15 protein-coding genes are annotated in these 17,094 nt (G+C 68.9%); 8 read left to right on the top strand and 7 right to left on the bottom strand.

Annotation, left to right across the window (positions count from 1 at the left end):
* Window positions 1–46 precede the first annotated feature (46 nt).
* Together CFB50_RS24415 and CFB50_RS24410 are read right to left on the bottom strand one after the other, a co-directional pair.
* On the bottom strand, window positions 47–1,174 hold the full coding sequence (locus tag CFB50_RS24415; RefSeq protein WP_069251339.1) for an NAD(P)/FAD-dependent oxidoreductase: 1,128 nt from the start codon (window positions 1,172–1,174) through the stop codon (window positions 47–49).
* A complete protein-coding gene (locus tag CFB50_RS24410; protein WP_069252905.1) occupies window positions 1,171–2,103 on the bottom strand; it encodes a 4-hydroxyproline epimerase in 933 nt (310 codons plus the stop codon). The genes CFB50_RS24415 and CFB50_RS24410 overlap by 4 nt, the downstream gene beginning before the upstream one ends.
* A gap of 251 nt (window positions 2,104–2,354) precedes the next feature.
* Between CFB50_RS24410 and CFB50_RS24400 the strand changes: the two genes are divergently transcribed.
* The 5 genes from CFB50_RS24400 to ilvD all read left to right on the top strand — a co-directional run bounded on the left by CFB50_RS24400 (window position 2,355) and on the right by ilvD (window position 9,998).
* The gene (locus CFB50_RS24400) at window positions 2,355–3,275 is read left to right on the top strand and encodes a dihydrodipicolinate synthase family protein (protein ID WP_006484863.1); all 921 of its coding nucleotides are present in this window, start codon (window positions 2,355–2,357) and stop codon (window positions 3,273–3,275) included.
* Window positions 3,276–3,499: 224 nt separating this feature from the next.
* Complete coding sequence (locus tag CFB50_RS24395; RefSeq protein ID WP_089447482.1) at window positions 3,500–5,125, top strand: APC family permease; 1,626 nt, start codon at window positions 3,500–3,502, stop codon at window positions 5,123–5,125.
* Between the two features lie 75 nt (window positions 5,126–5,200).
* Window positions 5,201–6,793, top strand: coding sequence for an aldehyde dehydrogenase (NADP(+)) (locus CFB50_RS24390; protein ID WP_069251336.1), 1,593 nt, complete (start codon window positions 5,201–5,203; stop codon window positions 6,791–6,793).
* Window positions 6,786–7,808 (top strand): Ldh family oxidoreductase, encoded by a 1,023-nt coding sequence (locus CFB50_RS24385; RefSeq protein ID WP_069251335.1) that lies wholly within the window; start codon window positions 6,786–6,788, stop codon window positions 7,806–7,808. The genes CFB50_RS24390 and CFB50_RS24385 overlap by 8 nt, the downstream gene beginning before the upstream one ends.
* Window positions 7,809–8,138: 330 nt before the next feature.
* A complete protein-coding gene (gene ilvD / locus CFB50_RS24380; RefSeq protein ID WP_069251334.1) occupies window positions 8,139–9,998 on the top strand; it encodes a dihydroxy-acid dehydratase in 1,860 nt (619 codons plus the stop codon).
* Between the two features lie 144 nt (window positions 9,999–10,142).
* On the opposite strand, the gene CFB50_RS24375 is transcribed toward ilvD, so the two are convergent.
* Window positions 10,143–10,997 carry an SH3 domain-containing protein gene (locus CFB50_RS24375; RefSeq protein WP_089447481.1) on the bottom strand — a complete coding sequence of 285 codons (855 nt, stop codon included), beginning with the start codon at window positions 10,995–10,997 and terminating at the stop codon, window positions 10,143–10,145.
* Window positions 10,998–11,030: 33 nt separating this feature from the next.
* A complete protein-coding gene (locus tag CFB50_RS24370) occupies window positions 11,031–11,468 on the bottom strand; it encodes a hypothetical protein (RefSeq protein WP_089447480.1) in 438 nt (145 codons plus the stop codon).
* Between the two features lie 297 nt (window positions 11,469–11,765).
* Between CFB50_RS24370 and CFB50_RS24365 the strand changes: the two genes are divergently transcribed.
* Both CFB50_RS24365 and CFB50_RS24360 read left to right on the top strand, forming a co-directional pair.
* Window positions 11,766–13,301, top strand: a complete 1,536-nt coding sequence (locus CFB50_RS24365) for a sigma-70 family RNA polymerase sigma factor (RefSeq protein ID WP_089447479.1) — start codon at window positions 11,766–11,768, stop codon at window positions 13,299–13,301.
* Between the two features lie 181 nt (window positions 13,302–13,482).
* Entirely contained in the window at window positions 13,483–14,385 is a 903-nt protein-coding gene (locus CFB50_RS24360; RefSeq protein ID WP_089447478.1) for a helix-hairpin-helix domain-containing protein, read from the top strand.
* Window position 14,386: 1 nt separating this feature from the next.
* Here the strand turns inward: CFB50_RS24360 and CFB50_RS38955 are convergent, their stop codons facing one another.
* Together CFB50_RS38955 and CFB50_RS24350 are read right to left on the bottom strand one after the other, a co-directional pair.
* Window positions 14,387–15,091, bottom strand: a complete 705-nt coding sequence (locus CFB50_RS38955; protein ID WP_179254219.1) for a hypothetical protein — start codon at window positions 15,089–15,091, stop codon at window positions 14,387–14,389.
* Between the two features lie 137 nt (window positions 15,092–15,228).
* Window positions 15,229–15,654, bottom strand: coding sequence for a helix-turn-helix domain-containing protein (locus CFB50_RS24350; protein WP_089447476.1), 426 nt, complete (start codon window positions 15,652–15,654; stop codon window positions 15,229–15,231).
* 140 nt (window positions 15,655–15,794) lie between these two features.
* On the opposite strand from CFB50_RS24350, the gene CFB50_RS24345 reads away from it, so the two are divergent.
* The gene (locus CFB50_RS24345) at window positions 15,795–16,292 is read left to right on the top strand and encodes a DUF2938 domain-containing protein (RefSeq protein WP_089447475.1); all 498 of its coding nucleotides are present in this window, start codon (window positions 15,795–15,797) and stop codon (window positions 16,290–16,292) included.
* A 241-nt stretch (window positions 16,293–16,533) separates the two neighbouring features.
* Here the strand turns inward: CFB50_RS24345 and CFB50_RS24340 are convergent, their stop codons facing one another.
* Window positions 16,534–16,974 carry a MarR family winged helix-turn-helix transcriptional regulator gene (locus tag CFB50_RS24340; RefSeq protein ID WP_047850156.1) on the bottom strand — a complete coding sequence of 147 codons (441 nt, stop codon included), beginning with the start codon at window positions 16,972–16,974 and terminating at the stop codon, window positions 16,534–16,536.
* Window positions 16,975–17,094: the final 120 nt, after the last annotated feature.

Here is a 17,094-nt window from a genome sequence, read left to right as displayed (position 1 = left end):
GCGCCAGCTCCGGTCGACCGCGAGCGAAGTGAGCGTGGGGGTCGTTTCATGTCAGCGCTCCGGCTACGAGGGACGCGCTCAGAAAGCGTCCCGGCAAATACGGTTCGATATCGATGGGCGGCCGTTCGCCGGCCATCAGCGCAGCGACGAGCCGCGCGCTGCCCGGCGCGGTCGTCACGCCGAGCCCTTCGTGCCCGACCGCGAGCCACACGCCCGGCCGCGCCGGATGCTCGCCGAGCAGCGGCAGCCCGTCGGGGCTCGCGGAACGGAACCCCGTCCATGCGCGGATGCCGTTCAGGTCGGCCAGGTCCGGCAGATAGCCCACCGCGCGGCGCAGCATGCGCGCGAGCACGGGCGGCTCGACTTGCGCATCCTCGGTGTCGAACTGGCGCGACGAACCGATCAGCAACTGGCCGGTCGGCCGCGGCTGCACGTTGAACGCGACCGACGTGCCGTCGCTCGCATGCGCGCTCGCCGCATAACCCAGCTCGACGAGCTGGTGCGACACCTGGCCCGGATAGCGGTCGGTAATCAGCAGATGGCCCTTTTTCGGGCGCAGCGGCAGCTCGGGCAGCAGCGTGCGCGCGGCAACGCCGTTCGCGACGACCACCCGTTCCGCGCGCAGCGTGTCGCCGCTCGCGAGCGTCACGTTCGGGCCATCGACCGCGACGGCCCGGTCGCGCCGCAACGTGATGCGCGGCGCGCGCTGCAGCAGCCAGTTCGCGGTGACGGGCGCATAGAGGATCGCGTCGCCGGGAATCTTCAGCGCACCGCCGAGGCCCGCACGCAGCATCGGCTCCAGTCGCGCGAGCGTCGCCGCGTCGATCAGTTCGCCCGCCACGCCATGCGCGGCCAGCGTCGCCTGCTTCGCGCGCGCCAGATCCATTTCGTGCGCATCGGCGGCGAGCCACAACGTGCCGCAGTTGCGGTACGCGCATCCTTCGGGCATCTCGCCGCTCAGCGCGCGCCACAGTTCGATCGAGTAATGGCTGAGCGCGAGTTCGGCCGCGTTGTCGTCCATCGCGACGAGGTGCCCCATGCCCGCGCCGGTTGCCCCGCCGCTCGCGTCGTCGACGACGAGCACGCGCAGCCCGCGCTGCGCGAGTTCGTGCGCGCACGCCGCGCCGACGATGCCGGCGCCGATCACGACGACATCCGCCTTCGTGTCACTCACGGCGCAATACCCCAGCCGAATGGGTCGTCTTCCTCGATCAGCAACGTCGCTTCCGCGCTCAGGTGCGCGCTGCCACGGATCGTCGGCACGATGCCGCCTTCGGCCTGCTCGTAGCTCGCCTGGAACACGCTGCCGATCACGCTCGCCTGCCGCCATACGGCGCCCGGCGCGAGCTTGCCGTCGGCCGCGAGGCACGCGAGCTTCGCGCTCGTGCCGGTGCCGCACGGCGAACGGTCGTAGGCGAGGCCCGGGCACAGCACGAAGCTGCGGCTGTCGTGCTCGGCATCGTCGGCGAACAGCTCGATATGGTCGATCTCGCCGCCGTTCGCGCCGGTGATGCCCGCGCGTTCGAGCCCTTCGCGCACGGCCGACGCATAAGCGGTGAGCGCCGCGACGTTGTCGCCGGCCACGCGCTGCCCATGGTCGCTGATCAGGAAGAACCAGTTGCCACCCCACGCGATGTCGCCCTTCACGGGGCCGTAACCCGGCACGTCGAGCGCGACGCCCTTCGCATGGCGATACGCGGGCACGTTGCGCACGCTGACCGACATGTCGTCGTGCAGCGTCGCCTCGACGGTGCCGACGGGCGTTTCGATCCGGTGCACGCCGGGCGCGATGCGTCCCATATGGTGCAGCGTGCGCACGACGCCGATCGCGCCGTGCCCGCACATCCCGAGATAGCCGCTATTGTTGAAGAAGATCACGCCGGCCGCCGCCTCGGGCGACACGGGTTCGCACAGCAGCGCGCCGACCAGCACGTCGCTGCCGCGCGGTTCGAGAATGCATGCGGTGCGGTAACGGTCGTGCTCGCGCGCGAGCACGTCGCGACGCTCGGCCATGGTGCCGCTGCCGAGCGCGGGGAAACCGGACACGACGAGCCGAGTGGGTTCGCCGCCCGTGTGCGAATCGATGATCTGGATGCGCTTCATCATGAGCCGTCCGAAGTGGGGAAAGGAGCACAGCTTCCTCCGTCGCGCGTCCGCCCGCTTGTGGCTTTTCGATGAGGACGACGACGAAATCGGCATAGTGCGAAGCGCCCTTCCCGCGCCGTCCGGCCGCTGTGCCGATTTCGTCATTTTGCTCCGCGATACGACTCAAGCGTGATGGGCATTTGCGCGGCGATACTGGTTGCACACCGACACCTCGTCGGCCGACCGATACAAACACGTAGGAGATTGAAGTGAGCCGAAACGCCATTCAGTGGACCGGGGTTTTCCCGGCCGTCAGCACCCAGTTCAAGCCGGACTTTTCCCTCGACATCGATGCCACGCACCGCGTGGTGAAGAACCTGGTGAACGACGGCGTATCGGGCCTCGTGGTCTGCGGCACGGTCGGCGAAAACACGTCGCTGTCGACGAGCGAGAAGCTCCAGGTGATCGAAGCCGCACGCGACGCGGCCGGTGGCAAGATTCCGGTGATCGCCGGCATCGCCGAGTTCACGACCGAATTCGCGCGCAACACGGTACGTGAGGCACAACGCGTCGGCGTCGACGGCGTGATGGTGATGCCCGCCCTCGTCTACTCGGCGAAGCCGCACGAAACCGCCGCGCACTTCCGCGCGGTCGCAACCAGCACCGACCTGCCGGTGATGGTCTACAACAACCCGCCGATCTACAAGAACGACGTGACGCCCGACGTGCTGATCGCGCTGCAGGATTGCGAAAACATCGTCTGCTTCAAGGATTCGTCGGGCGATACGCGCCGCTTCATCGACCTGCGCAACGCGGTCGGCGATCGCTTCGTGCTGTTTGCGGGCCTCGACGACGTCGTGGTCGAGAGCATTGCCGTCGGCGCCGAAGGCTGGGTGTCGGGCATGTCGAACGCGTTCCCGAAGGAAGGCGAGACGCTGTTCCGCCTCGCGAAGCAGAAGCGTTTCGACGAAGCGCTCGCGCTGTATCGCTGGTTCATGCCGCTGCTGCACCTCGACGCCCGCCCCGACCTCGTGCAGTGCATCAAGCTGTGCGAAGAGCTGGTCGGCCGCGGCAGCGCGATCACGCGTCCGCCGCGCCTCGCGCTGCAGGGCGACACGCTCGCGGAAGTGAAGGCCATCGTCGCGAAGGCGCTCGAAACGCGCCCGGCGCTGCCCGACGTCGGTCTCTGATCGACTCCCCTGCGGCGGCTTGCGGGCTTTCCCCCGCGCGCCGCCGTCTCCGGTCCGGCATGGCCTGCGGGCCCGTTCATACCGGCGCCCGCCCGCGCCGCGCGTGAACGTCCCGCAGCCCGCCCCGGTCGTTCGAACCGGGCGACGCCGGCCGGCAGGCGAGCGCCGCTGCTCCGTCGGAGCGCGGCGCACCTCAAGCCTATATTCCTCCAGGAGACACGCCCATGCCAGGCCAAGGCAACGCTCACCCGTCTGTCCCGCTTTCCCGTTCCGCGCACCCCGACGCGGGTCACGGCAAGTTCAAGAAACAGCTGTCGCTGACCGATCTCACGTTCATCGGTCTCGGCGCCATTTTCGGTTCGGGGTGGCTGTTCGCCGCGAGTCACGTGTCGACGATCGCGGGCCCGGCCGGCATCTTCTCGTGGCTGCTCGGCGGCTTCGCGGTGCTGCTGCTCGGCATCGTCTACTGCGAACTCGGCGCCGCGCTGCCGCGCGCGGGCGGCGTGGTCCGCTACCCGGTGTTCTCGCACGGCCCGCTGCTCGGCTACCTGATGGGCTTCATCACGCTGATCGCCTTTTCGAGCCTGATCGCGATCGAAGTCGTCGCCGCGCGCCAGTATGCGGCTGCATGGTTTCCGGGCCTGACCGTCGCAGGATCGAGCGACCCGACCACGCTCGGCTGGCTCGTGCAGGCCGCGCTGCTGTGCTTCTTCTTTTACCTGAACTATTCGAGCGTGAAGACGTTCGCGAAGGCGAACAACATCATCAGCATCTTCAAATTCATCGTGCCGCTGGCCGTGATCGCGGTGCTGTTCACGTTCTTCAAGCCCGCGAACCTGACGATCCAGGGCTTCGCGCCGTTCGGCATGCCGGGCATCGAGATGGCCGTGTCCGCGGGCGGCATCATCTTCGCGTACCTCGGGCTCACGCCGATCGTGTCGGTCGCGAGCGAGGTGCGCAATCCGCAGCGCACGATCCCGATCGCGCTGATCCTGTCGATCCTGCTGTCGACGCTGATCTACGTGCTGCTGCAGCTCGCGTTCATCGGCAGCATCCCCACCGACATGCTCGCCGCCGGCTGGCACGACGTGAGCAAGGCGTTCTCGCTGCCGTACCGCGACATCGCGCTGGCGCTCGGCGTCGGCTGGCTCGCGGTGATGGTCGTCGCCGACGCGATGATCTCGCCGAGCGGCTGCGGCAACATCTACATGAATGCAACGCCGCGCGTCGTCTACGGCTGGGCGAAGACGGGCACGTTCTTCAAGGTGTTCACGCGCGTCGACGAAGCGTCGGGCATCCCGCGCGCGGGCCTGTGGCTCACGTTCGGCCTCGCGATCTTCTGGACGCTGCCGTTCCCGTCGTGGGAAGCGCTGATCAACATCGTGTCGGCCGCGCTGGTGTTGAGCTATGCGGTCGCCCCCGTGTCGGTCGCCGCCCTCCGCCGCACCGCACCCGACCTGCCGCGGCCGTTCCGCGCCAGCGCGTTCGGCATCACCGGCCCGGCGTCGTTCGTGATCGCCGCGCTGATCGTCTACTGGTCGGGCTGGAGCACGGTGTCCTGGCTGCTCGGCCTGCAGATCGTGATGTTCGTGATCTATCTCGCGTGCCGCCGCTGGGTGCCGACCGCGCACCTGAGCCTCGCCGAACAAGTGCGTTCGTCCGCATGGCTGATCGCGTTCTATGCCGCGATGATCGTGCTGTCGTATCTCGGCGGCTTCGGCGGCACAGGGCAGCTTGCGCATCCGTACGACACGGTCGTCGTCGCGGCCGTCGCGCTCGTCATCTACTACTGGGGGGCGAACACCGGCGTGCGCGCCGACAAGCTGCAACTCGACGACGACGAGGACTGACGCACTCGTTCCCCTTCCCATGATCCCTTCGGCCGGGCGCTCCACGCCCGGCCCCTGCTTTTTCCGAGGAAAACCATGCAACTCACAGGTCAGCTCCTGATCGGCCAGTCCGCCGTCGCCGGACAGAACGGCACCCTCCACGCGATCGCCGCCGCAACCGGCGAACGGCTCGAACCTGCCTTCGGCGGTGCGAGCCTGCACGACCTGGAGACGGCCTGCGCGCTCGCCGACGACGCCTTCGACACCTATCGCGAAACGTCGCTCGAAGCCCGCGCCGCGTTTCTCGACGCGATCGGCCGTCACATCATGGCGCTCGGCGACGACCTGATCGAGCGCTGCGTCATCGAAACGGGCCTGCCGCGTGCGCGCATCGAAGGCGAGCGCGGCCGCACGGTCGGCCAGCTCGCACTGTTCGCGTCGCTCGTGCGCGACGGCGGTTTTCTCGACGCGCGAATCGATCCGGCGCGCCCCGAGCGCAAGCCGCTGCCGCGCGTCGATCTGCGCCTGCGCAACGTCGCGGTCGGGCCCGTCGCCGTGTTCGGTGCGTCGAACTTCCCGCTCGCGTTCTCGGTCGCCGGCGGCGATACCGCGTCGGCACTCGCGGCCGGCTGCCCGGTGATCGTCAAGGCGCATTCGGCGCACCCAGGCACGTCGGAACTCGTCGGCCGCGCGATCCAGCAGGCCGCGCGTGAATGCGGGATGCCGGCCGGCGTGTTCTCGCTGCTGTTCGACGCATCGCGCGAGATCGGCCAGGCGCTCGTCGCCGATCCGCGCATCAAGGCGGTCGGCTTCACCGGCTCGCGCGGCGGCGGCGTCGCGCTGATGCACATCGCGGCCGCCCGCCCCGAGCCGATTCCCGTCTATGCGGAAATGAGCTCGATCAATCCCGTGCTGCTGTTTCCCGCCGCGCTCGACGCGCGCCACGATGCGATCGCGCCGCAGTTCGTCGCGTCGCTCACGCTCGGCGCCGGGCAGTTCTGCACGAACCCGGGCCTCGTGCTCGCCGTCGACGGGCCCGCGCTGCGCGCGTTCGAGGAATCGGCCGCCGCTGCGGTGCGTGCCGCGCCCGCGCAAACGATGCTGACGCCGCACATCCACGCCAGCTACGAACAGGGCGTCGCGGCGCTTCGCGATCACGCTGCCGTCGAGCTGCTCGCACAAGGCGCCGAAGGCAATCGCCTGCAGGCCCGCGCGGCGCTGCTCGCGACCTCGGCCGACGCTTTCATCGCGCATTCCGAGTTGCGCGACGAGGTGTTCGGCCCCGCTTCGCTGATCGTGCGTTGCCCGGACGCCGACACGCTGCATCGCGTGCTGAAGTCGCTCGAAGGCCAGTTGACGATCGCCGCGCACCTCGCCGACGGCGACGCGCCGCTGTTCGCCGCGCTGCGCCCGCTGCTCGAGCGCAAGGCCGGCCGCATTCTCGTCAACGGCTTCGGCACGGGTGTCGAGGTTGGCCACGCGATGGTGCACGGCGGCCCGTTCCCGGCCACGTCCGATACGCGGACGACGTCCGTCGGCGCGCGCGCGATCGAGCGCTTCCTGCGCCCCGTGTCGTATCAGGACCTGCCGGACGCGCTGCTGCCGGACGCGGTCCGCAGCGGCAATCCGCTGAACGTGCCGCAACGTATCGACGGCGTGCCCGCGCCGCGGGAGGCGAACCATGTCTGAGCCGATCGCCGAAGTCGTCCTGTCGCTCGACGAAGTCCACGCGCTCGCGCTGCGCGTGCTGACGCACAACGGCATGTCCGACGCCCATGCGCGTGCCATCGCCAACGTGATCACGCAGGGCCAGCGCGACGAATGCCATTCGCACGGCGTGTACCGGCTGCTCGTCTGCGTGCGTTCGCTGAAGAAGGGCAAGGTCGATCCGCAAGCCGTGCCGACGCTGCGCCGGCTGTCGTCGTCGATCGTCTCGGTCGACGCGCATCGCGGCTTTTCGCTGCTGAGCTTCGAGACCGGCCTGCCGGTGCTCGTCGAGATGGCGAAGCAGCACGGCATCGCCGCGATGACGATCAACCACTGCTACCACTTCTCCGCGCTGTGGCCGGAAGTCGAGGCCATCGCGGCCGAGGGGCTCGTCGGCATCGCGATGAACCCGAGCCATAGCTGGGTCGCGCCGGAAGGCGGCAAGGAGCCGGTGTTCGGCACCAACCCTATCGCGTTCGCGTGGCCGCGCCCGGGCAGCGTGCCGTTCGTGTTCGATTTCGCGACGAGCGCGATCGCGCGCGGCGACATCGAGCTGCATGCGAAGCAAGGCAAAGCGATCCCGCCGGAATGGGCGATCGACTCCGACGGCCGGCCGACCACCGATCCGAAAGCCGCGCTGCAGGGCGCGATGCGCACGTTCGGCGGCCACAAGGGTTCGGCGCTCGCGGCGATGGTCGAATTGCTCGGCGGCGCGCTGATCGGCGACATGACGAGCCGCGAGTCGATGGACTTCGACGAAGGCGTCGGCGCGACGCCATGCCATGGCGAGCTCGTGATCGCGTTCGACCCGAAGGTGTTCCTCGGCGACGATCTCGACACGGGGCTCGCGCGCGGCGAACGGATGTTCGAATCGATCGTCGCGCAGGGTGCGCGGCTGCCGTCGCAACGCCGCTTCGACGCCCGCGCGCGCAGCATCGCGAACGGCGTGCGGATTCCAAAGCCGCTGTACGACGAGATCCTGACGCTGCTCGATTGACGCGCGATCGAGCGGTGCGGCTTCATCGTCGGCAAGACGGGCGATGAAGCCGCCGCCGGGCTCCGCTGGCGATGGCCGGCTTCCGGCTTCGCGTGTTCCCGCCATTGCGTCTTCGCGCCACGCATTGTTCGCTTTGTGCGCCTACGCGCTGCCCGCCGCGCCCCACCCGCGCCGCTCGCCCGCTCCCGCCGGCGCCGCGGGCCCGGCGGCTGTGGGATAATCGCCGAGTTTGCCCAGGGCGCAGCTCAAGAGGTTGTTCGCACGGGCGCGAGAGAGGCCTTTATTCCCGTGCCTCCACCCTTTTCCCGCGATATTTCTTCAGCAACGACCATGCCCACTTACCGTTCCAAAACTTCCACCGCTGGCCGCAACATGGCAGGTGCGCGCTCGCTCTGGCGTGCCACCGGCATGAAAGACGACGATTTCTCGAAGCCGATCATCGCGGTCGTCAACTCGTTCACCCAGTTCGTGCCGGGGCACGTGCACCTGAAGGATCTCGGCCAGCTCGTCGCGCGCGAGATCGAGGCTGCCGGCGGCGTCGCGAAGGAATTCAACACGATCGCGGTCGACGACGGCATCGCGATGGGCCACGACGGCATGCTGTATTCGCTGCCGAGCCGCGACATCATCGCCGACTCGGTCGAATACATGGTGAACGCGCACTGCGCGGACGCGATGGTCTGCATCTCGAACTGCGACAAGATCACGCCGGGGATGCTGATGGCCGCGATGCGCCTCAACATCCCGGTGATCTTCGTGTCGGGCGGCCCGATGGAAGCGGGCAAGACGCGTCTCGCGAACCCGGTCACCAAGGCCATCGAGGTGAAGAAGCTCGACCTCGTCGACGCGATGGTGATCGCGGTCGACCCGTCGTATTCCGACGCCGAAGTCGCCGAAGTCGAACGCTCGGCCTGCCCGACCTGCGGCTCGTGCTCGGGCATGTTCACCGCGAACTCGATGAACTGCCTGACCGAAGCGCTCGGCCTGTCGCTGCCCGGGAACGGCACGGTGGTGGCCACGCACGCCGATCGCGAGCAACTGTTCAAGCGCGCCGGCCGTCGCATCGTCGAACTCACCCGCCAGCACTACGAGCAGGACGACGAGCGCGTGCTGCCGCGCTCGGTTGGCTTCAAGGCATTCGAGAACGCGATGACGCTGGACATCGCGATGGGCGGTTCGACCAACACGATCCTGCACCTGCTGGCGATCGCGCAGGAAGCCGGCATCGACTTCACGATGAAGGACATCGACCGCCTGTCGCGCGTCGTGCCGCAGCTGTGCAAGGTCGCGCCGAACACGAACAAGTACCACATCGAGGACGTGCACCGCGCAGGCGGCATCATGGCGATCCTCGGCGAGCTCGACCGCGCCGGCAAGCTGCACACCGACGTGCCGACCGTGCACGCGCCGTCGCTGAAGGACGCCCTCGACCAGTGGGACATCGTCCGCACGCAGGACGACGCGGTCCGCACGTTCTACCAGGCCGGCCCGGCCGGTATCCCGACGCAGGTCGCGTTCAGCCAGAACACGCGCTGGCCGAGCCTCGATCTCGATCGCGCCGAAGGCTGCATCCGCTCGTACGAGCATGCGTTCTCGAAGGAAGGCGGCCTCGCGGTGCTGACAGGCAACATCGCGGTCGACGGCTGCGTGGTGAAGACGGCCGGCGTCGACGAAAGCATCCTCGTGTTCGAAGGCACGGCGCACGTGACCGAATCGCAGGATGAGGCCGTCGACAACATCCTGAACGACAAGGTCAAGGCGGGCGACGTGGTGATCGTGCGCTACGAAGGCCCGAAGGGCGGCCCCGGCATGCAGGAAATGCTCTACCCGACCAGCTACATCAAGTCGAAGGGCCTCGGCAAGGCATGCGCACTGCTGACGGACGGCCGCTTCTCGGGCGGTACGTCGGGCCTGTCGATCGGCCATTGCTCGCCGGAAGCGGCAGCGGGCGGCGCGATCGGACTCGTGCGCGACGGCGACAAGATCCGTATCGACATCCCGAACCGCACGATCGACGTGCTGGTGTCGGACGAGGAACTGGCGCGCCGCCGCGAAGAGCAGAACGCAAAGGGCTGGAAGCCGGCGCAGCCGCGTCCGCGCAAGGTGTCCGCTGCGCTGAAGGCCTACGCGAAGCTGGTCATGTCCGCCGACAAGGGTGCCGTGCGCGACCTGTCGCTGCTCGACGACTGACTGGGGTAGTCGCCAGCACGGCCGGCTGCTTGTAACACGTAGCCGGTCGGGCCGCGGGCCGTCCGACCGCTCGCTCGCCCAAGCGAGAAGCCGCTCTCCGGAGCGGCTTTTTTTCGTCCTGGCCGACCGAATGCATCGACATCGTCAGTGACGGAATTCTTCCGGACCGCCGCCTCCTCCGCCACCACCGTGGCTTCCGCCGCCGTTCCCGCCACCTTGCGGCCGCGCACCACCATAACCACCGCCGCCACCCCCACCGCCGCCCGGGTGCACCGGTACCGGCATCGAGCGGCCCTCACCGCCCGGCGCGGGAGGCGGACGCATGACGGCGGCCGGCGGCGGATGCACGACGGCCGGCGGCGGCGCTGCCGGACGCGGATTGCCGGCTGCACCCGGCATCGGCGCGGGCGCGGGCGCGGGCGCAGCCGCAGCCGGCGGCTGCGTGCGAATCGCGCCGTTCCAGCCGCCGCGTGCGGCGGACGGCCGCGCGTCATGCACGGGGGGCGGTCCGCCCGGTGCGGCCTGCGGCGGCCCGCCCGGTTGCGGGCGCCCCTGTCCCGGCGGCACGCCGCCCGGGCCGAGCCGCGGTTCCGCGCGGTGTTCCCACCGATCGCGGTCGTGGAACCACGGCCGGTGACGGTAGTGGCGATCCCAGTACGCCCCGATCGCGAACCCCGTGATCGGCACGCCGACGATCGCGCCATATTCGAGCAGCGGCGCGTAACCGCCCTGGTACGGATAGTCGATCAGTTGCGCGTCGATCCAGCCGCGCACGCCCGGCAGCGCGACGTCGCACCACGTGTAGTCGCTCAGGCAGCCGAACACGTCCAGCGCGGTGCCCGGCGGAATCTGCGCGACGACCGGATAGTCGGGCGCAGGCCCGGCGAACAGTTCGGCCGGCGAATTCGTGTAGCCGGTGCTCTGTGCCTGTGTAACACCTGGCGCAGCCGCCAGGCCGAGCAGGGCGACGCACAGGCTTCGGACAATCGTGTTCCTCATGATGCTCTCCCGCACGGTGCCGCCGCGCGCCGGTCAATGCCGATGCCCGCCCCAGCCGCCACCCCAGTGGCCGCCGCCCCACGGACGATGCCCGTACCCGCCGCGTCCACGCCAGCCGCCGCCCCATCCGCCCCAGAAGCCGACCGAGATCGCCGGTGCGCCCCAGCCGTACCAGCCCGGGTAATACGCGGGGGCATAGTACGGATACGGATAGGGATACGGCGGCGGATAGGCCGGCGCGACATAGACGGGAGCCGGGTCGACCACCGGCGGCGCGACCGCCGCCGCAGCCGAGCCCGGCGCAGTGGTGCCCGGTGCAGCCGGCGTGACGGGGATCTCGCGCTGCGTCAGCGTGGCCGGCGCCGGTGCATAGTACGGAGCATAGCCATACGGACTCGTGTAATAACAGCCGCCGAAGGTCAGGGTCGTCAATGCAAATACCGCACACCTCGCAGCAGGAATCGGGGTCATGTGTTGCTCCGGCAGAATCCGCGCGTCGCCGCCGGGCGCGCGCCTGACTCTAGCTTACGTCCCCTGCAGATTTCCGCTCGGTATGATCAGTTACTTTTTGTTTCCTGCACCGGACGGGCGCGCGGGCACGCCGCGTGCTGGCACGTTTGCCGCGCTCGCGTTGAAGTTCGCGCAAATGCCCTCAACTTGAACGATGTCAGGCTGGCCGGCGCGGACGGGGTTCGCGAGCAACCGGCGGCCCGAAACCAGCGGACTTCGGCCCGCCCAGACAGGAACGCGGCTCACGCCGCCATCGACATGACTACGCCACGGCCCACTCCCCGGGCGGACACGCCGCTCGATCCGATCATCCAGTTGCTGGCGCTCGCCGGCGAACAGGGTTATCTGACCCACGCCGACCTCGTCGACGCGCTGCCGCCCGAAAGCGACAGTCCCGACGCGCTCGACGTCGTGCGCGCCGCGCTCGCCGACATCGGCATCGCCGTGCTCGACGAGCCGGCCGCGCCTGCGCCGTTTGCCGGTTCGGCGCCTGTCGACGTCGATCGCGATGCGCTCGACGAAGGCCGCGCGATGCTCGGCGACCTCGCACGCGGCACGAGCGCATCGACCGATCCGCTCGCCCTCTACATGCGCCGCATGCAGGCGGTGCCGCTGCTCACGCGCGAAGGCGAAATCGTGCTGGCGCGCGAGATCGAGACGGGTCGCCACCAGATCCTGCACGCGCTCGCCGGCTATCCGGCGGCGGTGGACGCGCTGCTTGCGCGTCATCGCGCAACGGCTTCGACCAGCGCAGCCGGATCGTCCGATGACGCCGCCGGCGACACGCCTGCGCCGGCCAGCTACGACGCGCTGCAGGCGGCCGTCGCGGCCTTGCGCGGCGCATTGCACGCGCATGGCTTCCGTTCGGCCGAATACCGTGACGCACGCAACCACATCGCCGCCCTGCTCGGCTCGATCACGTGGGTCGCACCGGCCGTCGACGACGCGAGCGGCGTCGTGCGCACGCTCGTGTCCGCGCCGCATGGCGCCACGGCGGGCGAAGCCGCCTGCTTCGACACGGTCGCGCGGCGGGCGCTCGCCGCAGCGCTTGCCGACGGCCAGCAGAAAGTGCGCGACGCCACGCGCGCGATGCTCGAGGCGAACCTGCGGCTCGTGCTGTCGATCGCGCGCAAGTACATGAACCGCGGCGTCGACCTGCCCGATCTCGTGCAGGACGGCAGCCTCGGCCTGATGCGCGCGATCGAGAAATTCGAATATCGGCGCGGGTTCAAGTTCTCGACCTATGCGACCTGGTGGATCCGCCAGGCGATCGCGCGCGCGGTCGCGGATCGCGCCCGCACGATCCGCGTACCCGTGCACGTCGGCGACCAGTACCAGCGGGTACAGCGGCATGCGCTGCGTTTTCGGCAGCGCACGGGCCGCCGGGCGACGCCGGCCGACCTCGCGGCCGAAACCGGCCTCGACGAGGACAAGCTGCGCGCGGTGCTCGCGCTGCCTGCCGAGCCCGTGTCGCTCGACGCGCCGCTGCCCGACGCCGACACCGGCCTCGTTGAGCTGATCGAGGACCAGGCGTCGGCCAGCCCGTTCGAGCAACTGGCCGACACCCGCATGCGCGAATGCGTGAGGTCGCTGCTCCGGTCGGTCACGCCGGCCGAGGCCGACGTGCTGCGCCGGCGGTTCGGCCTCGGCGGCGCCGAGCCCGACACCTATGACGCGATCGCGCAGGACGCGGGCATGTCGCGCGAACGGGTGCGGCAGATCGAGAAACGGGCGCTCGCCGCGTTGCGCACGGCCGCCGAGGCCGAAAACGCGCAGTCGTTCCTCGACGCGTGACCGCGTCACGCGACGCACGGTCGTGCCGCTTTCCGGCACGACCGTGCGCTTCGAACCTGTGCTACGTTTGCCATTGACGTGCGTCAAGTTTTCTTCATCGCGTGTCGTGACAATGATGAAAAGCCGACCGGCGCATCGTTAGCCGTGTCCATTCCGTTTGTGCGTCCCCAGGTCCCTCGCCATGCAGATGACCGTCAGCCAAACGTTTGAGGAAAACCGGCATATCGCGGCCTGCCTGCGCGAGGCGGCGCAGCGGCTGGCTGACCAGGGCGCGAATCCGTACCGGGTCGCTGCGTACCGCGCGTCGGCGGAGACGGTCGACGCGCTCGACCTCGACATCCGCACCCTGTTCGAGTCGGGCGGCGTCGATGCGCTCGGGATGCTGCCCGAAGTCGGCACGGGCGTCGCCCAGGCGATTGCCGAGCTGCTGGTGACGGGGCGCTGGCGCCAGCTCGACCGGCTGTGCGGCGACGCCGAACGCACGTCCGCGTTCGAAGCGGTGCCGGGCATCGGCCACGCGCTCGCGCTGCGCATTCACGACCTGCTGCACATCGATACGCTCGAGGAACTCGAACGCGCGGCCCGCAACGGCCAGCTCGAAACGATCTCGGGCGTCGGCCCGCGGCGCGCGGCCGGCATCCGCACCGCGCTCGACGACGTGCTGAGCCGCCGCCGGCGCTGGCAGGGCCACGTGCAGGACGCCGGCCGCGGCACGGAGCCGCCCGTCGAACTGCTGCTCTACATCGACCGCCTGTACCGCAACAAGGCCGCCGCCGGCGTGTTGCCGACGCCTGGCTTCGTGCAACGCGTCACCGCGCATCGGCGCCCGAATGCGGACGACACCGTGCCACTGCCCGTGATGCACATGACCAAGGGCGGCTGGCATTTCACCGCGCTGTGCCTGCACGCCGCGATGCGCACGCCGGAGGCGTCCCGCCCGACGGACTGGGTCTCGCTCTATTTCTACGACGCCCTGCAACGCGAGCATCAGCGCACCGTCTTCACCGAAACGTACGGCTCGCTCGCCGGCAAGCGCATCGTGCGCGGGCGCGAGCAGGAATGCCGCGTGTATTACGCGGGATAAATCAGTCGTCGCCGATCTCGTCGACGTCGAACGGGACGTCGAGCACCGACGCAATCTGGCGAAAGGCCTGGTTGAGCGAGCGGGAATGGCGGCCGGCACGGTTCACCCCGAGATCGAACCCGGTCGAATACGCGTTGTAATCGGTCCTGTGCTCCCGCTTCGGCACGTCGAACCAGAACGTCACCATGTAGTCGCCATTCCAGCGAACCGGCATCACGTGCGTGAGTCGCAATCTCGTGATTGCGCCGTGGCGGAACCGGAAGCTGTCGTCACCGACGCGAAACCCCGACCACGCGCCGTCGTTCGACACGAACACGGTCAGCGTTTCGTCCGGCGGCGCGGCGGGCAAGCCGTCTGCCGGGGCGAGGTCGGCCGTCGACACCATCGCCGCACCCGAACCGTCGCGCCCCGTCTCGACAGCCACGTACGCTTCGATCGCCTGCTTCGCCTTGTCGTAGAAACGGCGCGTGACCTCGGGCCGCTCGGTGTCGGTAATCAGAACCAGTTGCTTGAATCGGGCATGCTCGCCGTATCGAAGCGGCATATCGGGTATGTCGTCGGGCTCATCAGCCGGTTCGTCCTCCAGACTATCGGTCTGTACAGCCGGTGCGGTCACCACAGGCGGTTCAACGCCCCCGCGCCGCCGTGTCACCCAATCCATTCCCAACGCCAACAGCACGGGCGGCGCCACCATCACGACGGCCACCGCCGCGAGCCCGGCGAGTACCCCGTAATGCGGCGCGACCCTCGATGCCGCATACGCGGCAGGAAACACAAGCAAAATCCACACGCTGCAACCCCGTTGTTCCTGTTTGCGATGTCTGGCACCGAACGGCTCGCCGCCTACGTGCCTTCCGTCTTCGTGCGGCGGGCCGGATGGCGATGCGCGGCAATGCGCAGCAGCTTCTGGAACGACGGACATTCGAGATGGTTCGATGCCGGGCACACGGCCGCATGCCGCAACGCATCGCGCACGGCGCCGAGACGGCGAATCGTGCGGTCGAGTTCGTCGGCCTTGCCGTCGAGCTTCGCGCGATCGATCGCAGGCAGGCCGTCCGTGCCGACCATCGCGAGAATGTCGTCGAGCGAAAAACCGGCCTCGCGGCCCAGTGCGATCAGCGCCAGGCGCTCCAGCACCGACTCGTCGTATTGCCGCCGCAGCCCGTGGCGGCCGGTCGGAACGATCAGCCCTTCTTCCTCGTAGTAACGCAGCGTCGACGCGGGCAATCCCGAGCGTCGCGCCACCTCTGCAATGTCCAGCCGGCTCATGCTTGACCTCAAGTGAACTTGAAGTTGCAAGATAGTCGTTCGTCACCATGAAGACAAGCCCGGATCGCCATGAAACCGCTGAAACCATGCTGTATTCCGCTGCACCGCGCAGCCTTTGCCCTTCTCCGCGGAGGGTCGCGATGAGCCTGCCCGACCTCCTGCTCAACCTGTTGCTGATCGGCGCGGGCGCCACGCTCGTGATGGATCTGTGGACGCTGTTCCGGCGGCGTGCATTCGGCATTCCGTCGCTCGACTACGCGCTGGTCGGCCGCTGGATCGGTCACATGATGCAAGGCCGGTTCCGGCACGTGTCGATCGGTGCCGCGGCGCCCGTGCCGGGCGAACGCGCGCTCGGCTGGATCGCGCATTACGCGATCGGCATCGCGTTCGCGGCGCTGCCCGTCGCGATCGCGGGCACGGAATGGATCGGCACGCCGACCCCGCTCCCCGCGCTCGTCGCCGGCCTCGCCAGCGTGGTCGCGCCGTTCTTCGTGATGCAGCCTGCGTTCGGCTTCGGCATCGCGGCGTCGCGCACGCCGAACCCGGGCGTCGCGCGGCGGCGCAGTCTCATCACGCATCTGTCGTACGGGGTGGGGCTTTATCTGGCGGCGTTCATGCTCGCGGCGCTGGCCCGTTGAGCACATCGACTCGGCAGGACCGTAACGGGTAGCGTCGGCTCAACCGGGCCAACGTCGACACCCATGCACGCGCTTCGTCGAGCACGACGGGCGCATCGCCATGTGCCGGCCGGACGAAGGCCGCGCCGGGTACCGCGATGACAACGCCGCATGTCGGCATGCGGGCAAACGCGGTGTGGTTGCGCGTTGCCGCCCGGTGTTTTCAAGTCGTTCGTCCGGCCCGCCCGCATGGCGGGCCACATCACTCCCCGCCGCAATCGATCAGGTTGTGGCGCACGCGCCCGAGCAGCCGCACCAGCGTATCGCGCTCGTCGGGCGTGAAGCCGCGCAGCCCGTCGTCGGCGACGGTGTCACCCACCTCGAGCATCTGCGGAAAGATCTCGCGCGACTTGTCGGTCAGACGGATCACGAATGCGCGGCGATCGTCGTCGTTCGCGATGCGCTCGATCCAGCCATAGCTTTCCATCCGGTCGAGCAACCGCGTGAGCGAGATCGGCGCGATCTCGAGCCATTCGGCGAGGCGCGCCTGATTCATCTCGCCCTTCCACGTCAGGTACGCGAGCACGCGGCTTTGCGCCCGTGTCAGCCCGATCCGCTTCGCGCGCCGGTCGAACAGGCGTCCGTTCAGGCGGGCGACATCGGCGATCAGATAACCGATCCGGTTCTCGTAAGTCTTGTCCATGCGGCGATTATAGGGGTCAAGCCGGTCCTGCCTCGGCGATAAGCGGATATATAATAAGCGTGCTTATAATTCCAGCCATACCGGATCGCCGCCCACGGCGACCGCCCCGTGGAGACACCC

It is taken from the genome of Burkholderia sp. AU33423, assembly GCF_002223135.1.
GTDB classification, from domain to species: domain Bacteria; phylum Pseudomonadota; class Gammaproteobacteria; order Burkholderiales; family Burkholderiaceae; genus Burkholderia; species Burkholderia lata_D.
Note: the sequence above shows the minus strand (reverse complement) of the source record. Positions and strands in the feature narration are given on the sequence as shown.